Annotated in this window: 18 protein-coding genes; 5 read left to right on the top strand and 13 right to left on the bottom strand. The window is 58.8% G+C overall.

Annotated elements, in window-relative coordinates:
* Positions 1-76: 76 nt before the first annotated feature.
* A complete protein-coding gene (locus GFS31_RS03095) occupies positions 77-2,677 on the top strand; it encodes a chloride channel protein (protein ID WP_198806819.1) in 2,601 nt (866 codons plus the stop codon).
* A 119-nt stretch (positions 2,678-2,796) separates the two neighbouring features.
* On the opposite strand, the gene GFS31_RS03090 is transcribed toward GFS31_RS03095, so the two are convergent.
* From GFS31_RS03090 to GFS31_RS03065, 6 genes are all read right to left on the bottom strand, one after another.
* A complete protein-coding gene (locus GFS31_RS03090) occupies positions 2,797-3,498 on the bottom strand; it encodes a nuclease-related domain-containing protein (RefSeq protein ID WP_198806818.1) in 702 nt (233 codons plus the stop codon).
* Positions 3,499-3,750: 252 nt separating this feature from the next.
* Positions 3,751-4,662 (bottom strand): alpha/beta hydrolase, encoded by a 912-nt coding sequence (locus tag GFS31_RS03085; RefSeq protein WP_198806817.1) that lies wholly within the window; start codon positions 4,660-4,662, stop codon positions 3,751-3,753.
* A gap of 78 nt (positions 4,663-4,740) precedes the next feature.
* Positions 4,741-5,655, bottom strand: coding sequence for a lysophospholipid acyltransferase family protein (locus tag GFS31_RS03080; RefSeq protein ID WP_225907548.1), 915 nt, complete (start codon positions 5,653-5,655; stop codon positions 4,741-4,743).
* Between the two features lie 4 nt (positions 5,656-5,659).
* A complete protein-coding gene (locus GFS31_RS03075; RefSeq protein ID WP_198806816.1) occupies positions 5,660-6,712 on the bottom strand; it encodes a long-chain acyl-[acyl-carrier-protein] reductase in 1,053 nt (350 codons plus the stop codon).
* A gap of 277 nt (positions 6,713-6,989) precedes the next feature.
* The gene (locus tag GFS31_RS03070) at positions 6,990-7,691 is read right to left on the bottom strand and encodes an aldehyde oxygenase (deformylating) (RefSeq protein ID WP_263974891.1); all 702 of its coding nucleotides are present in this window, start codon (positions 7,689-7,691) and stop codon (positions 6,990-6,992) included.
* Positions 7,692-8,021: 330 nt separating this feature from the next.
* On the bottom strand, positions 8,022-8,171 hold the full coding sequence (locus tag GFS31_RS03065; protein ID WP_198806815.1) for a hypothetical protein: 150 nt from the start codon (positions 8,169-8,171) through the stop codon (positions 8,022-8,024).
* A 98-nt stretch (positions 8,172-8,269) separates the two neighbouring features.
* Here GFS31_RS03065 and GFS31_RS03060 point away from each other — a divergent pair, with 98 nt between their 5' ends.
* Positions 8,270-9,265 carry an ABC transporter ATP-binding protein gene (locus GFS31_RS03060; protein ID WP_198806814.1) on the top strand — a complete coding sequence of 332 codons (996 nt, stop codon included), beginning with the start codon at positions 8,270-8,272 and terminating at the stop codon, positions 9,263-9,265.
* 14 nt (positions 9,266-9,279) lie between these two features.
* Here GFS31_RS03060 and GFS31_RS03055 read toward each other — a convergent pair whose 3' ends face one another.
* Positions 9,280-9,867, bottom strand: a complete 588-nt coding sequence (locus GFS31_RS03055) for a CPBP family intramembrane glutamic endopeptidase (RefSeq protein WP_317135065.1) — start codon at positions 9,865-9,867, stop codon at positions 9,280-9,282.
* 152 nt (positions 9,868-10,019) lie between these two features.
* On the opposite strand from GFS31_RS03055, the gene GFS31_RS03050 reads away from it, so the two are divergent.
* Entirely contained in the window at positions 10,020-11,342 is a 1,323-nt protein-coding gene (locus GFS31_RS03050) for a lipid-A-disaccharide synthase (RefSeq protein ID WP_198806813.1), read from the top strand.
* Complete coding sequence (locus GFS31_RS03045) at positions 11,339-13,921, top strand: type II CAAX prenyl endopeptidase Rce1 family protein (RefSeq protein ID WP_198806812.1); 2,583 nt, start codon at positions 11,339-11,341, stop codon at positions 13,919-13,921. Before GFS31_RS03050 ends, GFS31_RS03045 begins: the two co-directional genes overlap by 4 nt.
* Positions 13,922-14,015: 94 nt before the next feature.
* Here GFS31_RS03045 and GFS31_RS03040 read toward each other — a convergent pair whose 3' ends face one another.
* Positions 14,016-15,455: an FAD-binding domain-containing protein gene (locus GFS31_RS03040; protein WP_198806811.1), complete on the bottom strand. Its 1,440-nt coding sequence runs from the start codon at positions 15,453-15,455 to the stop codon at positions 14,016-14,018.
* A 175-nt stretch (positions 15,456-15,630) separates the two neighbouring features.
* Between GFS31_RS03040 and GFS31_RS03035 the strand changes: the two genes are divergently transcribed.
* Positions 15,631-15,795 (top strand): hypothetical protein, encoded by a 165-nt coding sequence (locus GFS31_RS03035; protein WP_198806810.1) that lies wholly within the window; start codon positions 15,631-15,633, stop codon positions 15,793-15,795.
* A 166-nt stretch (positions 15,796-15,961) separates the two neighbouring features.
* On the opposite strand, the gene GFS31_RS03030 is transcribed toward GFS31_RS03035, so the two are convergent.
* The 5 genes from GFS31_RS03030 to GFS31_RS03010 form a co-directional block, all read right to left on the bottom strand.
* Positions 15,962-17,149 carry a transposase gene (locus tag GFS31_RS03030; protein WP_198804897.1) on the bottom strand — a complete coding sequence of 396 codons (1,188 nt, stop codon included), beginning with the start codon at positions 17,147-17,149 and terminating at the stop codon, positions 15,962-15,964.
* Between the two features lie 151 nt (positions 17,150-17,300).
* Positions 17,301-18,353, bottom strand: a complete 1,053-nt coding sequence (locus GFS31_RS03025) for a glucokinase (protein WP_198806809.1) — start codon at positions 18,351-18,353, stop codon at positions 17,301-17,303.
* A gap of 117 nt (positions 18,354-18,470) precedes the next feature.
* On the bottom strand, positions 18,471-19,286 hold the full coding sequence (gene larE / locus GFS31_RS03020) for an ATP-dependent sacrificial sulfur transferase LarE (protein WP_198806808.1): 816 nt from the start codon (positions 19,284-19,286) through the stop codon (positions 18,471-18,473).
* Between the two features lie 260 nt (positions 19,287-19,546).
* The gene (locus GFS31_RS03015; RefSeq protein WP_410503867.1) at positions 19,547-20,275 is read right to left on the bottom strand and encodes a DODA-type extradiol aromatic ring-opening family dioxygenase; all 729 of its coding nucleotides are present in this window, start codon (positions 20,273-20,275) and stop codon (positions 19,547-19,549) included.
* 202 nt (positions 20,276-20,477) lie between these two features.
* Positions 20,478-22,574, bottom strand: a complete 2,097-nt coding sequence (locus GFS31_RS03010; RefSeq protein ID WP_198806806.1) for an FAD-dependent oxidoreductase — start codon at positions 22,572-22,574, stop codon at positions 20,478-20,480.
* Positions 22,575-22,653: the final 79 nt, after the last annotated feature.

Here is a 22,653-nt window from a genome sequence, read left to right as displayed (position 1 = left end):
CTGTCATCCTAGCCAGGACGGGCTACTATTTTGAGGGCATTTCCTTAGAAAAATTAGGCCAGTCCGCCGATCTGTAATGTTACAAAAGCGCCTAGAGCCGTTCCTCAGTCGAAAGCGCGTAGCCGTGGTCGAAGCCTGCGTGATTGGGCTGGTGTCGGGGTTGGCGGCGGTGCTGCTAAAGCAGGGGGTGGAATGGCTGACCCTGTGGCGCACCCACACCACCTTACCGCTCTGGCTGGCGCTGCCGTTGATTGGCCTGGGTGGCGGCTACCTGTCGGGCTGGCTGGTGGAGCGGCTGGCCCCGGAGGCGTCGGGCAGCGGCATTCCCCAGGTAAAAGCGGCGCTGGGGTTTGCCAAAATGCCCCTAAATTTGCGGGTGGCTCTAGTGAAACTGGGCAGTACGCTGCTGGCCCTGGGGTCGGGCCTATCCTTGGGACGCCAGGGGCCAACGGTGCAGATTGGAGCGGCCCTAGCGGCGCAGCTCAGCCGTTGGGTGCCCACCTCACCGGAGTATCGACGGCAACTCATTTCGGCGGGGGCGGCGGCGGGGCTGGCGGCGGGGTTCAATGCACCCATTGCCGGGGTGCTGTTTGTGGTGGAGGAACTGCTCCAGGATTTCTCTGACCTCACCCTGGGCAGCGCCATTTTGGCCTCGTTTATTGGGGCGGTGGTGTCGCGGCTGTTGGGGGGCCAGGGGCTCAACCTGGTGATGGAAGCCAAGCCCGTCAGCCTGTCGGTCTATGACCTGCCGTTTTTGGTGGTGTTGGGGCTGCTGGCCGGACTGCTGGGGTCGCTGTTTCGGCGGGGTATCTTCGGCAGTTTGGCCTTTTTTCGGCAGTTCAAAACCCTGGGTTTGCCGGGGCGCATTGGCTTGGCGGGGTTGATCACGGGCCTGGTGGGGGTGTTTGTGCCCGTGGCGGCGGTGGATAACACGGGCCTTCAGGAATTTTTCGTTACCGGATCGGCGGGTTGGCAGTTGATCGCCGTGGCCTTTGTGGTCAAGTTTTTGCTGACGCTGCTGGCCTACGGATCAGGCGCAGCGGGGGGAATTTTTGCCCCGTCCCTGGTGCTGGGGGCGGCGTTGGGGTGCCTAGTGAGTTTCCTGGCTCAGGCAGCCTACACAGGGTTCGGGGCTTGGCCCATGCCAGAAGCGCTAGGTAGCACGACGACCTACGCCCTCACCGGAATGGGCGCGTTTTTTAGTGCGGTGACGGGGGTGCCCATTACCGCCATCGTCATCGTCTTTGAGATGACCGCCAACTTTAACCTGGTGCTGCCCCTGATGATTGGTTCCGGCATCGCCTACCTGATTGCCGACCGAGCCAATCAAGGCTCTATATATAATCGCCTGCTAGAAATGAAGGGCATTCACCTCGAACCCGTGGCCCAGGCCAACAACCCCTGGGCGCACCTCACAGCGGCGGACTTGATGCAGCGGCGGGTAGAAACCCTCTCCAGCCAAATCACTCTGCCGGAAGTTGTCCAAGCCTTTTCTCGATCCCACCATCGCGGCTTCCCGGTGCTGGAAGAAGGCCGACTGGTGGGCATCGTCACCCAAAGCGACCTAGGCGAGGCCAGCGGCCTCGAACCCTACCTCACCCTGAAGGATTTGATGACGCCTCACCCCGTCACCGTTTCCCCCGATGCGCCTCTGCCCAGGGTGCTGCACCTGCTGAACCGCCTCAAGCTCAGCCGTTTGCCCGTCACCGAGGGCAACAAACTGGTGGGCATCATCACCCGCGCCGACATCATCCGGGCCGAGTCCGATCAGGTCAGCGGCGACCTGCCAGAACTTGGCCCCCAGGCCGAACCCTCCTATGTGGTTTTCCAACAACGGGCTCCGGCCACCGGGCAGGGTCGCTTACTCGTCCCCCTCGCCGACCCCAACACCGCCCCTGATCTCATCAAAATCGCCGCCGCCATCGCCCACGGATTGCACTACGAACTAGAGTGCGTCCATGTGGTGCGGGTGCCGCGCAGCGTGGCTCCCGCCGAGGCCAAGGTAGACCTGCAAGCGGCGGAACCCCTGCGCCAACTGGCCCTCTCCTACGCCGAACACAGCGGCCTATCCGTCCATTTCCAAGTCCGTGCCGCCCACGAAATTGGCCGCACCCTGCTGGAAATCATCCGCGACCGCCACATCGACCTTGTCCTCATGGGCTGGCACCACCCCACCCTCACCCCCGGTCGCGTCATCAACAGCGTGGTGGATACCCTGATTCGCCAAGCCCCTTGCCAAGTCCTGGTCGTCCGTCCAGGGCGCAACCTCACCTTTAACCACTGGCTGCTGCCCACGGCGGGTGGCCCCAATGCCCAAAGTGCCCACCGTCTGCTGCCGGGATTGATCACCCTCGGCAAAACCCCCGACATTCACCTCTGCACCATCTGCCACCCCGAACAGGGCAAGTGCCTGACGCCGCAATACCTCTCGGTTCTGGCCGACGACCTCGAAACCGCTCTGCATCGGCCCGTCCGTACCCACGTTGTTACCCACACCTCCGTTTCTGAGGCCATCATTGACCTCTCCCACCAGTGCCAAAGCGACGCAATTCTCCTAGGCGCGTCCCGCGAAAACCTACTCAGCCAGGTGCTAAAAGGCAACGTGCCCCTAGAAATTGCCCAACAAACCGACATCACCATCATCCTCCTGCGCCAAGTAGAGGACGAGAGCGAGTAAAGAAGGTTTGCAATGATATTGCAAAAATTCACCATCAGCTAATACAACTATTGTTCGATTAAACAGTTTCCTCGTTCACGATTGACATGCGGTTCTGGAAACTCAATAACCAGCCAAAATCAACCTAGAGATCTTAAGAAAGAAACTAATTTCACCTTTTCAACTATATAAACGTTACGCAACTTATTTGATGGTACAGATACCCTAGCTGAGGAGAAGGCTAAGATTGGGGTAACAAATTTCAGGTCTTTTTGCTTCCGAACCTGTAGAGCTTGCTTCATCACCTGATTGATGAAATCCTTTTCAAAGGGATATTTTTCTTTCCCCATGCGACGACGGAGCTGATCTCCATCAGCTATAACCTCACCTTTATGGGATTTAAAATCAATGACATAGGCTTTGCCCCGAGGTGAGATGCACACTATATCAGCATCACCGAGCTTATTACCTAAACGCATTCCATACTCAATGCTCCACCCATCATGTTCTAAGGAAGATAGTTCGCGACCAATCTCCTCTTCTCCCTTAGCACCTTGGTCAGCACGATTAGCTTGCTGCCATATGAAGACGCCATTAACCACTAGGCTCAGAGCTGCAACTACAAATGCCAAGTAGAAAACAAGTGGCATATCAAGCGATGTCTGTGGTTGATCGGGATTGCCAAGTGCAATTTGGTTGAAGAAGTTATTGAAAATTTCAACTAGGAGAAATGGCAAAGTAATGAGTAAACCTGCACCGATGAAGGATGCTACCGCCTTAAAGCGCCTCCTTAGGGCAAGTTCACGTATGTTCTGGCCAGCTCGACGGGATCGGTTCGACATGAGCTTTCTGTTATGGACTGAGGTACAGCGTCACCAGGCAAAGTTATAAATTGACCACTAAAGTGCTACTGAAGTGTATTTTTTATGAATACTCCATGCGATAGTCTTTAAAAATTCCATGAGGTTCTAGGGTATCGTTTTCTCCGTTAGATGATCTAGAGCTATCTCATCCCGATTACCAGACAAAGACGGTGTGAAGAAACCGAGGCGCGGCATAAGCGCCAACGCTCGGCTCATTCTGCCCTTCCCACACTAGGCGCGGGTGGGGCAGAGGCGGGCTAGGAAGGTTTGGATGGCTTCAGCGGTGTCCTGAGGTTTTTCGAGGTGGGGCACATGGCCGCAGGCGTCGATCCACACCAGATGACTGTGGGGGAGAGCTTGCTGGAAACGCCCTGCATCGCGAGTCCCCAAAATCCGATCCTGCTTGCCCCAAATCACCAGAGTCGGCTGGGTAATTTGGGCAATTTTGTCGTCGAGGAAGTTGTAGCCGCCGCTTTTGGTGAAGGCAATTAGGGCTTCTTTCCATCGGGGGCATTCCAGATGCAGGGCAGCGCAGAGTTCGGCGTCGGGGGTAACGAAGGCTTTATCAAAATAGGCGGATTTGCTGATGCTGCGACGCACCCAGGCGCTGCGCAAAAAGCCTGTGGCGAGGCTATCCAAGGGTGGCACCATGAGGTTGCCCATGGCGGGGCCAGCGGCAAAGCCCGCGCTGTCAATCAACACCAGGGAGGCCACGGCATCGGGGTAGGTGAGGGCAAAGTCGATGGCGGCGGCTCCCCCCATGGAGGCTCCCACCAGCACCATCGGACGCCGGATCATCTGCTGCCAGAAGGCGTAGAGGTGTTGCTTAATCGCCGCTGGGGAAAGTTGGGGGCACTGGGCACGGTCGCTAAAGCCAAACCCCAGCAAATCCACCGCCCAGGTTTGATGAGATTGGGCCAGCAGGGGCCACAGCCGCCGAAATTCCAGTTGAGAACTATCGAACCCGTGGATCAGCAGGATGGGGGCGTCCCCAGTTCCCGCTAGGGCATAGGCCGTGGGGATGGGATTTTCCGCCAGGGAGGTTTGGATTTCAACGGACTGAATCGCCTCGGCCATGGCGACGGAGGTGGCTTCGGTGAGGCCAGCGGCAGCGGTGGGGAGGGTGGGGTTGGTCATGGTCATGGGTCAGCAGTGGGAAGTGGGAAGTAGGGAATAGGGAGTGGGGAATAGGGAGTGGGGAATAGGGAGTGGGGAATAGGGTTATTCGTAAAGGGCGAAGAGTTGGTCAAGTTCCTTCTGCATGGTGCCGCAGACTTGCTCGTAGCAGGTGTTCACGTAATCCTCATCCTGGGCGGCGGCGAGGCCATAGCGGGGAAAGGTGATGGGGGGGCAGACGCGGGTGTGCAGAAACTTGGGCCAGGGGAGATTGGGCAGGGGGCCAAAGGCGACACCCCAAGGCCAGCCGAGGTAGAGGGGAAGGGTGCCCGGATCGAGGTTTAGGGGCCAGTTCCAGCCCTGTTGTTGTCGCCAGGTGTTGGCCAGATCGTAGAAGTCTTCCAGCACCCAGAGGGTATCGTGGGCACCGTAGGAAATGGCGGGCACAAGGGGGACTTCTTCCCGCAGGGCCAGTTTGATGAAGCCTTTTTGGCCAAAGAAACAAATTTGGTCGCGCAGGCGATGGGGCCGAAAGACGTCCCTTGCGCCACCGGGGTAGACCAGCAGCGAGGCTTTTTTTCGTAGGGCACGGACGGCGGCGGGAGAATCGGCCCGCAGGCAGCCCATCCAGGCTCCCATGCGGCCTAGGATGGGGGAAACGCGCCAAATGCGAGGATCCATGATGGCGTAGGAGGGGCGCTGACTGCCAAAGCGGCGGAGCCAGTCGTAGGTCATCATCAGGGTATCGGGCGCAGCCAATCCGCCGTTGTGGGAGCCCACGATCAGCATTGGCCCCTGGGTGGGGATGTGCTCCCAACCGTCGGTTTTGACCCGAAAGTAGTGGTGATACACCCAGTCGAAGAAGGGCAGCATCCGGTCAATTTGAGCCGGGTCGCGATCTGCGATGGAACGACCATCCAGCGACCCCGCTGGCTGTTGGGTGGCTTCCCTGGCCACCTGCGCCATCGTGGCCAACACAGGCCCTAGGTCGTGGAGACGGGTCTGGGGGGTTGGGGGCATCACCCTAGGAGGCTTGGGCGGTGAGGGGCTGGCGGTTGAGATCCAGCAGGGGCCGGAAACCGTGTTTCACCGAGGCTTGGCCGATCATGTCCATTTTGTCGAGGGTGATTTGGTTGCGGCCCCAGGAAAAGTTGGTGTACCACTTCTCAAAATCCAGCAGCATGGCCTCGGCAAAGCAGGCAAAGAGCTGGCGGGCGGGCACATCCATGTTGACGATGCTCATGATCTTCCAGTCGATGTCGAGGGAGTGCTCAACGATGCCGCCCTTGAGGACGTGGACGCCCTCGAAGCTGAACTGCTGATCGAGGTTTTTGGGATAGCCGCCGTCAATCATCAGGCAGGGGCGCTTCAGGGTGGTGGGGTCAACGGTGACGCCCTTGGGCATACTGGCCACCCACACCACAATGTCGGCCTTGGGCAGGGCCGAATCCAAATCCATCGGCGTCCCCCGGCCCAGTTCCTCTTGGAGGTTCTGCAAACGCTCCTGGTTGCGGGCGACGAGCAGCAGATCCTTGATATCCGTGCGGGCATTCAGCCAGCGACACACGGCACTGCCAATGTCTCCGGTGGCTCCACAGACGGCCACGGTGGCGTCGGATAGGTTAATCCCCAGCATGGCCGAGGCCGCTTTCACCTGCTGACAGATGATGTAGGCGGTGTGGGTGTTGCCCGTGGTAAAGCGCTCAAACTCGAGGGTGACGTTTCGCACCTGCTGAATTTGGTTCAGGTTGAAGTTTTCAAAAATAATCGAGGAAAATCCGCCCAGGGCCGTAATGTCGATGCCGTGCTTTTGGGCGTGGGCCATGGCGTTGATGATTTTGCGGGTGGCCGCTTTGATCCGCCGGGAGGCCAACATCTCCGGCAAAAAGCAGGACTCCACATACTTGCCTTCGATCTGCTGCCCCGTGGCGCTGGTGACGCGGATGGTGTCTACAATTTGGGGCGGCGCACTGCACCAAAAATCAATTCCCTGGTCTGCGTATTCTGGGTAGCCCAGATCACGAGCGACGGATTGGGCATGGTCGAGGCTAGTAAGGTGTCCGATTAGGCCAAACATTGCAAATTACGTTACTGCGTAGGGTGCGCCAGGGGAATTGGTGCAGGGGATCAATTTACCTAGAATAAACCGCCACCGACCTAATGGAAACTAGGCGGCGGAAACCCCAGGGAGGAAGAAGCCCGTGGGGTAGGGTTGGCGGATGGGATGCAATTTCTGTGACCCTCACCCCCAGCCCCTCTCCCAGGGAGGAGAGGGGGGCCGGAAACTGTTTTCAAAGTCCCTCGCCCTTAGGGAGAGGGAGTTAGGGCGAGGGCGTGTGACATGACCGTAGGATCTAGGCGGCAGCAAGCCCTTGGGCGGAGAGCTTCATCACTTCGCGGCTGGAGAAGCCGATGTTGGCGAGGGCTTCGCCGTAGGTGATCATGAAGTCTTCGATCAGGGCGTCCTTTTCCATGCCCAGCACCCGTGCATCGTCGGCCACTTGGTTCAGCATGGCCCACACCAGGGGCAGATTCTCGCGGTTGGCCTGCTCCAGTTCGGCTTTGGAGGCTTCAAAGTTGGCCTTCAGCCACTCTTCGCCAAAGTTGAGGTGCATGTATTCGTCCTTCACCACGCCCTCGGTGATTTTGCGGGCAAAGTCGTCGGCTACCGGGATATAGATGTTGTAGGCCGAAATGGCGAAGGTTTCGATAATCAAGGACTGAATCAGCAGGCAGGTGACAATTTTGCCCTCGGCCCAGGCTTGCTGAAAGTTGCGGTGCAGTTGGGCGAAGAACTCCCGCGCAAAGTCCATATCTGGGGTGACAGCGAGATTCTTGCCACAGGCTTGGAAGCCCTTCATGTGGCGGTTTTCCATTTTGGCCAAACGCAGCAGTTCCTCGCCATGGTCGGGCAGGCTTTCCGCCAGCTTGCGGTAGTTGTCGTAGGCCTCCTGCTCACCCTCAATCACAATCGCATTGATGCGGCTGTAGGCGTCTTTATAGCTCTCAGACTGATAGTCAAAGATGGTTTCAGTCTCTAAGGATTGCATAGCCATGGTGTCCTGCTAGTTTGCTAAGGAATAAACTTTTCGATTTTAATCGCAATAATACTATGGGAAAGTTAACCCGATGGCAGTTTTGGAACTGGGCGATGGCTTTAACGGAGAAGAATGGTGGACTCAGACGCCGCTAGTCTTAGCCAGTTCAGCCCTTTGGGAGATGAGAGCAAGATTTCTAGCCTAAGATAGATTTTTCTAATCCTTGGGGCTGTTTTCAGTCAATTTATCCTCAAGGCCGTGGGGGCGATAGATTTCATGCTGGGGTTCTCCCCAAGATGACTCTATGGGGAACGCCCAGGGCCATGAGCAGGCTGGGTCACTCACCCCCTACCCGATCAGTCGAGCAGCCACCAGAGACAGCGGGGCGGGAATCATTTCCCCTCGAAAGTCTAACAGTTGCACCAGCAGCAAATAGCCTACGGCCAGCAGCAGCGAGACAGCCCCAGTAACAATGGCAACGATTTTTGAGCGATCCATGGCGGTTTTCCCAAGATATTTCCCCCTAGGGGCACGCCTAGGGGGTTGTCTGTGTATTCTAGGACAGGTGTTGATGTCCTTGTTGGGCTGGCGGTTTTATGAGCAACGTTGTGTCCTCTCCTGCGGCCAATTCCCAGCCACAGGCCGTGGTAATTGAAACCCAGGATTTGGGCAAAGCCTATCGCACCGGGTTTTGGCTGAACCAGCGGATTACCTCGCTCCAGCACTGTTCCCTCACCATTTACCAGGGAGAAACCTTTGGCCTGCTTGGCCCCAACGGGGCTGGGAAGACGACGCTGCTCAAAACCCTGCTGGGCATTATTCGCCCCACCACAGGGCAGGCTCAGTTGTTTGGGCACCCCCTGGGCGATCAAGCCGTGAAACGACGGTTGGGCTATCTCCCCGAAAATCCCTACTTCTACGACTTTTTAACCGGGTGGGAATTTTTGCAGTACACCGCCGGACTGTTTGGCCTCTCTGCCGCTGCCCGTCAGCGGCGCATCGTCGAACTTTTAGACCTAGTTGGACTATCTCAGGAGGCGGCCAAGAAGAAGCAACTGCGGCAATATTCCAAAGGGATGCTGCAACGCATTGGCATTGCCCAAGCCCTTGTTAACGACCCAGATTTGGTTTTCTTAGATGAACCGATGTCGGGCCTTGATCCCACCGGACGCTTCCAGGTACGGGAAATTATTTTGGCTCTCAAACGGGAGGGCAAAACCATCTTTTTCAACAGCCACATTTTGTCGGATGTGGAGGTAATTTGTGATCGCATCGCCATTTTGGATCAGGGGAATTTGGTCTGTGTAGGCCACCTCAGTGACCTGCTCGGTACAGCCGACCAATATCAGGTGAAGGGTCGGGGCGGACAGTTCAGTCAGCTTGATCCTTGGCTAGACAACCTAGAGGTGCAGGGAAATCTGTGGCATGGTCATCTCAGCGGCAACCCCTACCCATTTGTGCAGCAGCTTGCCCAAATGGGGGCTGAACTCATTTCTCTACAGCAGGCCCGCCCTAGCCTAGAGGAATTTTTTATGGCTCAAATTCATCAGCGCCGGAAACAGGCATCGTCCAGCCATTCTCCCCAGCCTTAAGCGCAGTGTCGCATCTACAAAGTTGGGCCAGTCTGGCGCAGTTTCCACACCACGCTAGACACCAAATTTGTCATCACATGGGCCACAATGGGCACCAATAAGTTTCCGGTTGCCACGGCACTGATGGCCAATAACACCCCAATGGCAGTGGCCCACGCCACGTAGGGCCACTGTTGCAAACTGCTGAGGTGCAGCACCCCAAAGCTGGCCCCCGACACCAGAATGCCCAGCCCGTTGAGGCCAATGGCGGGCAGCATGACGCCCCGAAACAACAGTTCTTCGCTGAGGCCAGGGAGCAGCCCCAACCACAGTAAATCCGGCCAGTATAAGGGCTTGAGCACAATGGACAGATACTCATCGGCGCTTTTGCGATAGTGGCCCCAAACCTCGTAAATGGCGGCACTGGCCAGGGTAATCCCCAGCCCCAGCGCCATGCCTAGCCCCCCATCGCGCCAGGAGAAGGTGAGGGGCAGTTGTTTGGATGGCTCAAAATAAAGCCATGCCTTGGCGATAATCAGCAGCACCACAGCGGTCACACCCATGGCCACCAACACCTGGGATCGGGTCAACGGTTCCATAGAAGGGCTGGGGGGCGGAGTCACAGGGCAGCGGGGGGCAACGGCACTGTTATTCTAACGGAGGGTGGAATGCAGCGGAAATGCAGCGGTCATTCTCGCCTTGGTGGCAGGCACCGTGGTTAAACAATGGGTTGGGGTGCAGGACAGGACGTTCTCCAACCAAAGGTGAGGACAGGATGGGAAATGACACCAAAACACCGCTAGGGGATGGATCTCCAGGGATCGATCTGCTGATTTTGTCGAATGGGCCGGGGGAAATTTCGACCTGGGTGCGGCCTGTGGTGCAGGCGTTACGGGCGAGGGTGGACGATCCCGACCTGCTGCGTATTTCTGTGGTGCTGTCCCCTTGTACCAATGCCTCCGGGCGCGAGGCGGCGATGGCGGCGCAGATTCCAGGGGTGGATCGGGTGCAGGGGGCGGCGCACTTTTTCCCGTTTTTGCTGGCGGGCAAAACCGCTGAAAACTGGGACTGGCGGCCCCAGGGTGTTGTCCTGTTTCTAGGTGGCGATCAAGTCTATCCGGTGATTTTGGGCCGACGCCTGGGCTACCGCACGGTGATCTATGCCGAATGGGAGGCCCGCTGGCATCGCTGGGTGGATGGCATCGCTTGTATGACGCCGAACATTGTGGAGGCGGCTCCGGCCCCGTTTCGGCATAAGTGCCAGGTGATTGGCGACCTGATGGCCGATGTGGCCCCATCCACGGCAGGCTTGGCCAACCTGCGCGACACCCTCAACCTCCAGCCCGACGAGGTGCTGGTGGGCATCATGCCCGGTTCTAAGGCCAACAAACTGAGCGTGGGCCTGCCCTTCTGCCTAGCCACCGCCGAGGCCATCCGCCGCCAATATCCCCAGGCGCGGTTTGTGATTCCTGTGGCCCCGCTGCTGCCCCTCGAAACCCTAGCCCAGTTTGCCGATGCCCACCAAAATCCAGATACCCAGTTATTCGAGGGCTGCACTACCGCTGAGTTAGTGGTTGCGCCGGATCGGTTGCCTGTGCTTCGCAATGCCAACGGGCTGGAGGTGATGTTGTGGCAGCCGCACCCCGCCTATGAGGTGATGAGCCAGTTTCAGTTGTGCATTACCACCGTGGGGGCCAACACCGCCGAACTAGGGGCCTTGGGCGTGCCGATGATGGTGCTGCTGCCCACCCAAAAGCTCTCGGTGATGAAGGCGTGGGACGGCATTCCGGGTCTGTTGGCCAACCTGCCCCTGGTGGGGGATGCCTTTGCGAAGGGCATCAACACCGTGATTTTGCGGCAAATTTATAAAGAAGGTCGCCTGTTTGCGTGGCCCAACCTGTGGGCCAAGGCGGAAATTGTGCCAGAACTGATCGGCCCCCTCCGCCCCCAAGCCGTTGCCGACCAGGCCGTGGGCTACCTCACCCAGCCCCACACCCTAGCGGCCATCCGGGAAAACCTCCGGGCCGTCCGTGGCCCCGCCGGAGCCGCCGCCCGTCTCGCCGACATCGTTTTAGCCCTTGCCCAGGATCACCCATGAACCGCCTTGGTCTTTGGTCTCGCCTTGTCCTGATGATCCCACGACGGACTCAGCAGCCCTGCCTAAAATCGACCTGGAAGCACTGTCGTTGGGGACTTTTGACCCTGCTGACGGCACTGCTTTGCTTGGCCTGGGGCGGGTTTGGGCCAATGACAGCGGCAATGGTGGCCCAAGTTCCTGATACGCCAGCGATCACAACTCCAGGGTTGGGGAACCCAAGCCCAGACAGTCCAAGCCCAGACAGTCCAAACCTAGGGAACCCAAATCAGCACACCCCAACCACCGAGTCCCCTGATATCTGGACGACGCCCTTACCGATTCAACCCGCAACACCCCAGAACTATCGCCCCGTGGCCGACTGGGCCGGACGGCTGATCTTGCCGGATCAAACCGCTGCCGAAGCCGAAGATCGAGACTGGGTCTGGATGGAGGTTTTGACCAGTCCCGATACGGCCTGGGTTGGCCAACGGGTACGGCTGCAATGGCAGGAAACGCCGGAAACCGATGCGTTTTTGGCCCTGGTCACTCGCGGAATTCTCTTTAACGACGCAGCCCTAGAGAGCATCGCCAAGGGCATTGTGCATCCCACTCGGCTGAATGGCTGGGCCAGGGTGGGGCCGCTGCAATCCTTGGCGGGCACTCGGCCCCAGGACGATATGCTGGTGGCGCTGCCTCCGGTTGCGGTGGGGAACCCAGACCCAGCGGGCAACCCCGTCCTGTTGATCGACGAAATGCCGACCCAGATTCCAGAGCGGTTCTATGGCCTGGTGCAAATTCTGGGGCCAGCCGAGGGGTATCCTGCCCCGGATCAGTGTCCTGGTCAGGCGGTGTGTCCCAGCGATTTTGTGCAGGTACAACACTACAACCCCGCCAGCCAAGCCTTTGATGGCCCCACGGAAACCGTCCATCTGCCCCAGGTGCCCGCCCATCCCAAGACCGGGGTGTTTTCATCGACGCCCCAAGCCTTGGCCCAGTCTCCCGCTGGAGCGGCGGGCTGGTATCTCTATGGTTCCCCCGATGCCACGGGCACCTTGGTGGTGCGGGCCATCATGCCCCGACGGCTGTTTCAGCTTCAGCCCCAGCAGGTCTTAGTAGGGCAGGTTCAGGGGCTCAACCGCATTCGCTTTGGCAACTGGCGACGGACGCCCCAGCGCAAGGGAACGCTGGAATCGGTGCTGGTGAAAGCCCAGGATGGATCCCCGCCAGCGCCCACCTGGGCCGTGGGAGATCGTCTGCTGCTGCTGCATCTCTTTGGTGGCATTGGGGGCGAACTGGCGGAACCGCGCTCGGTACCGGGCACCGTCACGGGGCACTTTGCCTTTGGCCTGGGGGAGGTCGTCACCGATCCCTTCACCCAAGAGCCGCAGATTCGGGTGATTTACGACCAAGTCTATTCCCACAATGCCCAGGGAATTGTGGCAGGTCGCACCCTGTGGGCGGAATATAGCGGCAACCTCAAACGGGGCTGGCTGGGCACCCGTCCCATCGTTGATGCGCTGGTGCTGTTGCCCGCCCTCAGCCACACCTATCGGCTGGGCGATCTCACCTTCTCGCCCCTAGCCGAACTAGATCGGCAGCTCATGGTGATGATGGCCCGCTACCGCACTGGAGACGGCACTGGGGCCTCCATCGTCACCCCGGCCCAGTCCTGTGTGCAAGATTCCAGCCAAGCCCTCTACGAAACCATCCGGGTGCTGCGGAACCAGGTCAGCGGTTCTCCCGCCGCCCAAGACTGGCTGACCAGCCATCCCGACGATCCCCAAACGGCCTTGTTTCGAGACCTGGTGGCCCTGGGTCAGCGCTTGCAAGGGCAACTGGTGCCTCTGGGCATCGTGCGACCCGACTGGCGCGACAATGCCTCCGTCCTCACCGGAATTGAGGGCACACCATCCGTCGCCGACCCCGCCAGCGCCTTTGCCAACCAAACCACCTGGCTCAATAACCTGCTGAGTTGGCGCACGGTGATTCCCCGCGTGGCCCACGACAACATGACCGCCATTTTCCTTCAGCAGGGCGGCGACCTCTGGTTTTTGAACACCTACCAAGTGGGCGGCGAGGATCCCACCATCCTGCCTCTCGCTGCCACGCCGCTGTTTGGGGAGTTTGTCGTTGTTCCCGTCGTCTTTTCCCGGCTGATCGAGTCCCTTGCTCCGCCCTCTCGCTGGGACGTTGTGATAGCGCTGCTGGGCCTAGGAATCTTCGGCCTTGCCCAATCCCACCTACCACGCCCCATCGCCCCAACGAACCCGACCCTCGCCGCCGCCCTGCTGGCTCTGATCAGCCCTGTCCTCTGGCAAGAACTCGTGTTTCGGGTGCTGCTGCTGCCCCACCCCACCGAGGGCGTGCGTCCCTCCATAATTGGCCTCTGGACGATGATCAGCCTGGGGCTCTGGCTGATCTACCACCACTTGCGGCAGCGATCTACCTCAGTAACGCCGCTCTTCACCTTGGCCCGCCCCATGATCGTGGGTGCCCTGGCCACCGTGATGTACCTAGCCACCGGATCCCTAGGGCTGGTGATGGGCTTCCACTGGGGAACCTGGTGGTTGCGGGATGTCCGGGGCAAGTTGGCGGTGTAGGTTGCAGGACATAGTGCTGATTCGGTGGGGTAGGGTGTCGGCTTGGCGCACTGCCCATCAAAAACTACGCCCAGCTAAGCGCACCTACGCCTAGCTAAGCGCCCTTTTGGGCTTTGTATTTGTCCTTAAAAATAGCCTGCTGAACCTTGTGATCGACGATGGGGACGGGATAGCCGATGCGTCGGCAAACTTGGGCCGGAATTTTGCCCGTTACCAACACCTGGGTGTCTAGGGATTTGAGTTCGGGCACCCACTGGCGGATGTAGTCGGCGTCGGGGTCAAACTTTTGGGCTTGGCTGGCGGGGTTAAAAATGCGGAGGGGTTTGGGATCCATGCCGCTGGAGGCACTCCATTGCCATCCGCCGTTGTTGGCCGCGAGATCGCCGTCAACGAGATTTTGCATAAAGTATTGTTCGCCCCACTGCCAGTTGATGATCAGGTCTTTGGTGAGAAAGCTAGCCACAATCATGCGGCAGCGGTTGTGCATCCAGCCCGTTTCTCGAAGCTGGCGCATGGCGGCATCCACAATCGGGTAGCCCGTGCGGCCTTCGCACCAGGCGGCAAAGTGGTCGGGGTTGTTCTCCCAAGGAAAATCTTTCCACTGGGGGCGGTAGGGGCCATCCGCCAGTTCTGGAAAAAAGTAGAGAACGTGCTGATAAAACTCGCGCCATGCCAGTTCTTGCTGCCAGGTTTGCACGTTGCTGCGGGCTTCGTCGCTGCGGCCTCGGTCGTAGGCTTCGGCGGCTGCGGCCCACAGGGTGCGAATGCCGATGGCCCCAAACTTCAGCGCGGCACTAAGGCCAGAGGTGCCCTCCACCGCTGGAAAATTGCGCTGGTCGTCGTAGGTGCCAATCCGGCGATCATCGTCGCAAAAGCTGGCCAGCCTCGCCAGGGCCGCCTGTTCTCCTGGTTCCACAGGAAAACCCTTGTCCCACAGAAACCCTAAATCTTGGGCGCTGGGCAGAGGAACGCACCCGACGGCCTGAGCGGCCTGCTGTTGGGTGGCGCTCAAGCCTTGGAGCCCCTGGGGCGTTGGCAGTGGGGATTGCTTGGCCTGTCGCTGCCAGTTTTTCCAGAAGGGGCCGTAGACGGTGTAGGGCTGACCAGATCCGGTGAGAACGTCCCCCGGTGCGTGGAGGAGCTGATCCCAAAAGACGGTTTCAAAGCCTACGCCGACGGTCTTGAGAGCTTCCACCACGGCCTTATCCCGCTGGCGAGAGTAGGGTTCTACATCGCGGTTCCAGTACACGGCGGCGGTTCCCAGGGCTTGGGCCAGGGCCGGAATTTGCTGGCGCGGGTCGCCCTGGAGGATCAAAAGCTGTCCTCCGGCCTGGGTGTAGCGGTGCTGCAAGTCGGCCAAACAGCCAATCATGTAGGCCACTCGCGCCGGAGCCATGTCTTTACCTTGCAAAATGGCCGGATCGAGGCAGAACACCCCCACCACCTGGGCGCTGCGTTCCCGTGCCGCCGTCAGGCCCAGGTTATCCCCTAGGCGCAAATCGCGACGATGCCAAAAAAGGATTAAATCTGCCATGAAAAACGCCCGAACCGCAGGATTGCCGGGTTACAGTATAGTCCTGAATCCGGCGTCCTCGCAGGGGACAGGGTTGGCCAACCTATGCCGACAGGGACTGTGATCAGACAGGCCCCCACCGTTCGGAAACGCTTGGGCAACCGCCCTGTGATCGCCTTTCCCAGGAGACTTCACCATGCAGCAAAACAAGGTTATTATCACCAGCACCTTCCAGGGCTACCTCACCTTCCTGGCCGAAACCCAGCCCAGCCTCTCCCCAGAGGTGGCCTGCCAGGTAGCCGCTACCCTTACCCAGGCCGAATTTACGATGCAAATGGCCGAACACACCCGCAAGGCATAGGCTGCTACACGATTGGTCTTAAAGCCGACTAGGATAGGGCCGATCTGTGCCTAGCTAGCCGCAGGGGCGAGGCTTCTGCGCCCGCTTGGGTTGTCTGCGATTCTTCAGAGAACTGGGGAAGTTTAGAGATACCGCACACCCTGGCAGCTGACTGCCTGACACATCTTTATGCGGCCTCCCAAGGGGGTAGCTGACAGCGCATGGACTGGATCCTAGAGAACCAGATGCGGTCATAATATCGGGCTTCTGCCTTTTTAGATGCAAAACAGGGATCTGGGTCAACGGTCAATAGGGGGATGGGGTTGAGCAACGGACGCCCTTTGTTGACCACCCCTCTAAGCCAGCGGAGGCCGATTTTGAGATAGCTGATGCCCCGTGTCCAATGAGGGTCAACCTGAGAGCGGAGACCGTCGAGTTGAGCGGCCATGCCCTGGGTGGTGCCATAGAGGATGGCGACTGCCGCGACGAGGTAGAGACGTTCGAGGGCTTGGGCGGAGCGGATGCCGGAAGATTCGAGGGCAAAGGCCCCGGATTTTGAATCGAGGAACAGTTCCTCAACTCGGAACCTGAGGGCATATTGCCACAGGGTATTGAGGGTCGGCGGCTCATCGGTGATGACCGCCCAGGGCTCCTTAACGCCTTTGACGTTAGCCAGAACCAGGTTGCAGCGCCAGCGCCCATCGGCCCACAGGCCAATGCCCTCATAGAAACGAACTTCGCCCTTGGGGGGCCACAGAACACCTACCTCAATCGGCTGACGGCGGGGGCCATGCACCACCACATCACTGGGCAAGCGTAAAGCATAGTGCCATCGACTGTCGCTGAGCCACGCCAGCAGGTCATGGTTGGCAAACCCTCGGTCGGCTAACAGCATCACATCGGGATAAGCCTGCAACAGTCGATGGGCTAAGCGCAGCATCGGCAAATACCGTTGGGCACTGACCGTGGCACTAGGATGCTCTAACACCCGCCACAGCAGGGGCACCGCCCGCCCACAACAGGTCACGGACAGGTGAATCATGCAATACCGATTCCACAGCACCGTCGTATCGAGGGCTAGGTAGAGTCGCCGTCCTTTCCACCGATGAATCGCCGCTAACGCCAAGGGCACGTACAGACTTTTAATCCGCACCCGGTGATTGCTCATAAACCGTTGCCATCGTCGTTCGGTGCTTTGCGCTTGGCGGGCGCGACTGGGAACATAGGCCTCCCACTCCGGCAGGCTCAACCGACCACTGCACACCAGCGCCGTCACCATCCACGCCAGCGCTTTGAGGTGCCGTAAATCCCGACGATGGCTATATTGACGCAGCAAGGACAGCACTTGATCATAGAGACAGGTGGTGGATGACATGGCAAAGACCCTGAAATACGCAAATTCCAGCGTCTCATGTCACCTCACCTTTTCCCCTCCCACCACGAGGTTTCAAGCCTTTCACCCACTTCTGTCAGGCAGTCAGCCCTGGCAGTCTGGGCGGCTGAGGTTGGGCGGCTAGGGCTATGGGCTAGCTTTGCGCTGCCTTCAGGGCCGCTCCAATCAGCCCCACTTGGGGGTTGAGGACAATGTGAACCGGGACGTTATCCAGCAGGGAACTCATGCGACCCTTGTGACAAAAGGCGTCCATAAACTGGCCAGCGGTCATCAGAGGGAGGTTTTTGGCGGCTACCCCCCCGGCTACGTACAGCCCGCCGTAGGGCAGCAGCTTAAGAGCCAGGTTTCCAGCTTCGGCCCCGTAGGCCTCCACAAAAATCTCCATCGCCTTTTGGCAGAGGCGATCATGACCCTCGGCAGCGGCTTGGGCAATCACGGCAGCGGGATCGATGGTTTTGGTCTTGAGGCCGATTTGGCGCTCCCAGGCGGTGATGGCTTCGGCCACGGCGGGGGTTTCATGGGCAAATTCCCGATCTCGCAGAAATTGGTAGATGGAGACAATCCCCTGGCCCGACACCACCCGCTCTACCGAGACCCGCGAGATGTGGTGCTTGTCGATCAGGTAGCGCAGCAGTTGAAATTCCAGTTCCGAGCGGGGGGCAAAGTCCGCATGGCCACCCTCGGAGGGAAACACCTGCCAGCGCTCGTTGTGAGGAATGGCAAAGCCTTGGCCTAGCCCCGTGCCCGCGCCCAAAATGGCCACCGGGGCATGGGGGTGATAGTCCCCTGCCTGGAGGGTGTGGAGGTCGTCGGGTTCTAGGCCAAATACGCCGTAGCCCACAGCCTCGAAGTCGTTGATCAACTCAACTCGCTCTAAACCTAGCTCTTCCTTCAGCCGATCCCCCTCCAGCGACCAGGCTAAATTGGTGAGACTGGAGGTGTTGTCTACCACCGGGCCAGCGATGGCAAAGCAGGCCCGCACGGGTTGGATCGGCTGTCCGGCCTGGTCGGCCACCGTGTGCAGAAATTCCTTCACCATGGGCACCAAGTCAGGGTAAGCCTGACTGGAGTAGCGTTGTTCAAAGCAGGTTTTCACGTGGGGATGGACAGAGGCTTCCGCCGTGGCATCCACCAGGCGAAGGATGGTTTTGGTACCGCCAATGTCGCCAGCGAGGTAGTAAGTCATGACAAGGAGAAAGGGCTAGAGGTCAGGCCGTTCGAGGGCCAAGGGGGGCCATGCCAAACGAAGGGACATCCTGCCCAGCGAGGGCCAAGGCCAAGGTAGGGCCAAAACGGGGTGGGGTCAAGCCTTCACAAGGGGGAGATCCTGGTTGAGTTTGCCGCTGCGGAAGCCTTCGAGGTCTAGGGTGACATAGGTGAAGCCATACCCCTGGAAGGCGTTGACCAAGGCATTTAGGTCGTGATCGGCCACAAAATCTTTGATGTCTTCCGCCGGAATCTCAATGCGGGCCGTTTCTCCGGCGGATCGAACCCGCAGGTTCCGCAGACCCAAATCCCGCAGGTAGCGCTCGGCTCGGCCCACCCGGTGCAGCTTTTCCAGGGTGATTTCTTCGCCGTAGGGAAAGCGGGAACTGAGGCAGGGCTGGGCGGGTTTATCCCACCAGGGCAGACCCAAAAACTGGGAAATCTGCCGCACCTCCAGCTTGGTGATGCCGATCTCAGCTAAGGGCGACCGTGCCCCCCGTTCCTTCGCCGCCTGGATGCCCGGTCGATAGTCCCCCAAATCATCGGCATTCACCCCGTCCACCACGTAGGGATAACCCCGTTCCAGGGCCAGGGGCCGCAGGGTGTCGTGGAGTTCGCTTTTGCAAAAATAGCAGCGGTTGACCGGGTTGCTGGCGTAGTTGGGGTTGTCTAGCTCGTGGGTTTGCACAACTTCGTGGGCAATGCCGATGGTTGCCGCCTGGATGCGGGCGTCCTCCAAATCCTCCGGCATCAGGGAGGGGGAATTGGCTGTTACCGCCAGGGCGCGATCTCCCAGCACATCGTAGGCCACCTTGGCCACCAGGGTGCTATCAATGCCACCAGAGTAGGCAATCAAGGCCCGATCCATCTCGGCAAACAAGACTTTTAGTTGCTCTAACTTTTGGGCCACCATAACCACGCAAAAATACAACTAACGACACGATCTAAGGATGAAAACTAGGGATGCAAAGTCCTAGGTCTTAACCATCCCAGCAGAATGGAGCCTTGCGCCAACCAACCACAACCCAGCTCTAGCCTGTCCTGTCCTACAGAAACCGCAGCCAAGGGGATCTATCGGCGCCCTAGGATTAGATTGCTCAGATTATAGATGGCTTATTCATCCTACCCCAATGGGCTTGGATCGCTGGGGGATTCAGGGAATCAATACCAAAACTAACCCGTCACCTCCCATAGATACATACTGGCGCGTTTATTGAGGATATTTAATGCATAGGTTTGGGTACAGGCCGATTCAGCAAAGCCATAGCAAACATGGAGGGGAATCAAGTGCTCTTCCCTTGGATGACAATAGCGGGCAGAGGGGGCAGAATCCCATTGGATGAGTCGTTGATGGCGTTCTTCTTCGGTTAAATTGAGGTTGGAGCAGGTGTCGATCAACCAATCTTCAAAGGCTTGGTTCATGGCCTTTTCATCGCTGGCTTCTGACCGAAAAAAAGCCTGCATATTATGAAAGGAAAATCCCGATCCAATCACCAGGATAGACGGATCAGACAACCCTTGCAGGGCGCGGCCTAGCTGAATATGCGCTGCCGGATCTAGGGACTTTATCAAAGATATTTGAACACAGGGAATATCCGCCGATGGATACATCATTTTGAGGGGCACAAAGAGGCCATGGTCAAAGCCTCTGGTGTCGTTCAGATAGGCCGAAAAGCCCGCCTGAATAAGGCACTCAGCGATTACCTTTGCCAGGTCGGGTGCACCTGGGCAGGGATACTGAATTTCGTAGGATTCCTTCGGAAACCCGTTGTAATCATAGATGAGTGCCGGATTAGAACCGGATGTAATAGTGGGATAGGGGGCTTCCCAGTGGGCGCTGACTACGACCATGGCCGACGGTCGTTCAATCGTTGCGGCCATGGTTTTCAAACAGTCCACCATTTCTGCGTGGGCTGAATCGCCTAACAGGGGAAGTGGCCCACCGCCGTGGGATAAAAAGAGTGCTCGTCGTGGGTTGCTCACAGGAAGTTCTTTGTAGGAAATCAGGGACAAATTGGGACTTTTAGGCTGAGATTATCTGAAATATTGCAGTCCCAAAGTTGAATTGATTCGTGTCTTTAATGTTTCCATATCGCAGCGCTTTTTAGATTCCTAATCGCCCTTTTAGGACTTCGTAGAGTACCCGCGAAAGCTCCCGCCGCTGAAGAAATTGGCGATCCGTGGGGGTACGCATGAAGGCTTGGTCGTAGGCGGTGGGCATGGCGCGTTTGACCAAAAAGCCAAGCTGTTCGCGGGTAATGGGGCTATCGGGGTCGAAGCGCGAGGTGGTGATACCAGCCACCATACCGTGGGCATAGAGGGTTTCGATGGCGTCGTAGGCCCAGTGGTCGGGCGGCACGTCCTTAAAGGTAGGCTGGGGTGGGCTAGATTTGGGCAGTTTGAGCACGTTGATCAAGGCCGTGGCTACCACCGCTCGGCTGACGGTGGCAAAGGGCCGAAAGCTCAGGTTTTCAGCGTTTTCGCTGCGGATGATGCCTGCCGCCGCCATCACCTGAACGGCCTCAAAATCAGGGTCATCGTGGGCCACATCGTTGAACCAGAAGATGGGAATGCCGTTGCGGGCCATGAGTCCCTGAATTTTGCGGATATGGCGTTCGTCCTGGGCCAGATCCCTCGGATTTAGCCCGGTCTGTAGGGTAAAGGCCGCTAAGACCCCGCTCGCTTCGCCAATCGCCCATTCCACGGGATGCATTCGGTAGGCGGCGTTGGTGATGTGGGTGGTGCCGATGCTCTTGGCTGAGAGGATAAGGCCGTCGATGTCCGCTGGTACCAGGGCACCTAGGGGCAGGGTGAAGGGCAGGGCCACCAAGTCTTTGCCTTTGAGGTTAATGTGGCCCTGGGCATCGTTAGGATGGAAGTCGAGGTAGTGGTATTGACCAATGCCGACGGAATCGTCAAAACAGCGGGCTCTGGCTCGGTTGGGGAAGAAGTGCTCGGCCACATCCTCGTGGCGAATGGTGGTGAGGGCAATACCCCGCCTTGCTTCGCGGATGTAGGGTTCCAGGGCGAGGCCGTCCGGCGTCCAGGTGAGGTCGCCCCTGGTTTTGAGGTCAATGCCATCCTGGCTTTGCAGGTAGTGCAGGTAGGCTTGGGTGCGCTGCCGTGCCCGATGCAGGTGATGCTGGCGTTCCTCTCGGCTCACCCCCACGAGGCATCCGGGGCGGTAGTCGTTGCCGCAGCAAACGCCCCGATCCGGATCGCTGGAGGTGCCCCAGTTAATCACGGCCACATCCCCTGGGTGCACCGTTTTGTCGTGGGCCTTGGCCCGATACAAGCGGCGATAGCGAAAAATGCCAAAATCACTCAAAAATTCTCGTTTTTGCCATTGACCGCTGCGCTTTACCCAAAAGTTGGCCGTGAACTCCAGGGGGTCGAGCCAACTAGCCTGTCCATAGCCCTCCGGCGGATGGATGGGGACGCCCTGACCGGGTTTTGCATATTCCACCACGGCATCCCAGGTAATCGCCTGCTGGCACTGGGGGCGGGACTCCTCCGGCAAAATCGCTTCTCCAGTTTCGTGGCGAGCCTCTTGCCCGATGCGGGAGGGGAAATGCCCTACCTCCAGCAGATCGCCCAGGTCGGTGGCTTCCACCGTGATGGCTGCGTAGACGGTAAAGGTATGGCCGTGCTGGAGATCGCGACAGACCACCCCCGTCACCTTGGGCCGGGGGCCATCGGTGGACAGCCGCACCTCCACAGGTTCCACAAAGGGAATCAGGGTCAGTCGGCCATCTCGCAGGTAGGGGATGAGTGCCTCATTCATCGCCGTTGCTGCCACCACCGGGGTTGTCGCCAGGGGGCTCACCCAGCCGCCCCCCGGATTCTCGACCTTGCGCTGGGCCACGGGCTGAAGTTCCCGCTGGCGTTCTCGAAATTCTCGCTGCGCCTTGGAGATGGCAAACTGCTCTCCATCCAGGGTTTGTAGGGTGGCCTTGTCCCGCAATAAATCGCCATCGTCAGACGCGGGCAACGCCTGGGCCGTAAACTGACCACCTACCAGGGCCTGGGGCTGCACGAGGCAGACATCCCAATTCAGCCGCAGAGCCATTAGGGCGGTGGTATAGGCCGCTGTGGCCCCCCCCACTACCAAAATAGATCGGGTTAATTCTTCACCTGCCCCAGGACGGGTAAAGGCGGCATCGTTGAATAGACCGTTACGCTGGGTGATGGTGACAGGCATGGGTGGGCTTCCGTTGGCGTTGGGGCAAGGGGCTGTCCACGATTTTAGGCTACGGGGTGGGAAGTGCCCAGATGGGAGA

The sequence above is a fragment of the Leptolyngbya sp. BL0902 genome (assembly GCF_016403105.1).
Lineage (GTDB): Bacteria > Cyanobacteriota > Cyanobacteriia > Phormidesmidales > Phormidesmidaceae > Nodosilinea.
Note: the sequence above shows the minus strand (reverse complement) of the source record. Positions and strands in the feature narration are given on the sequence as shown.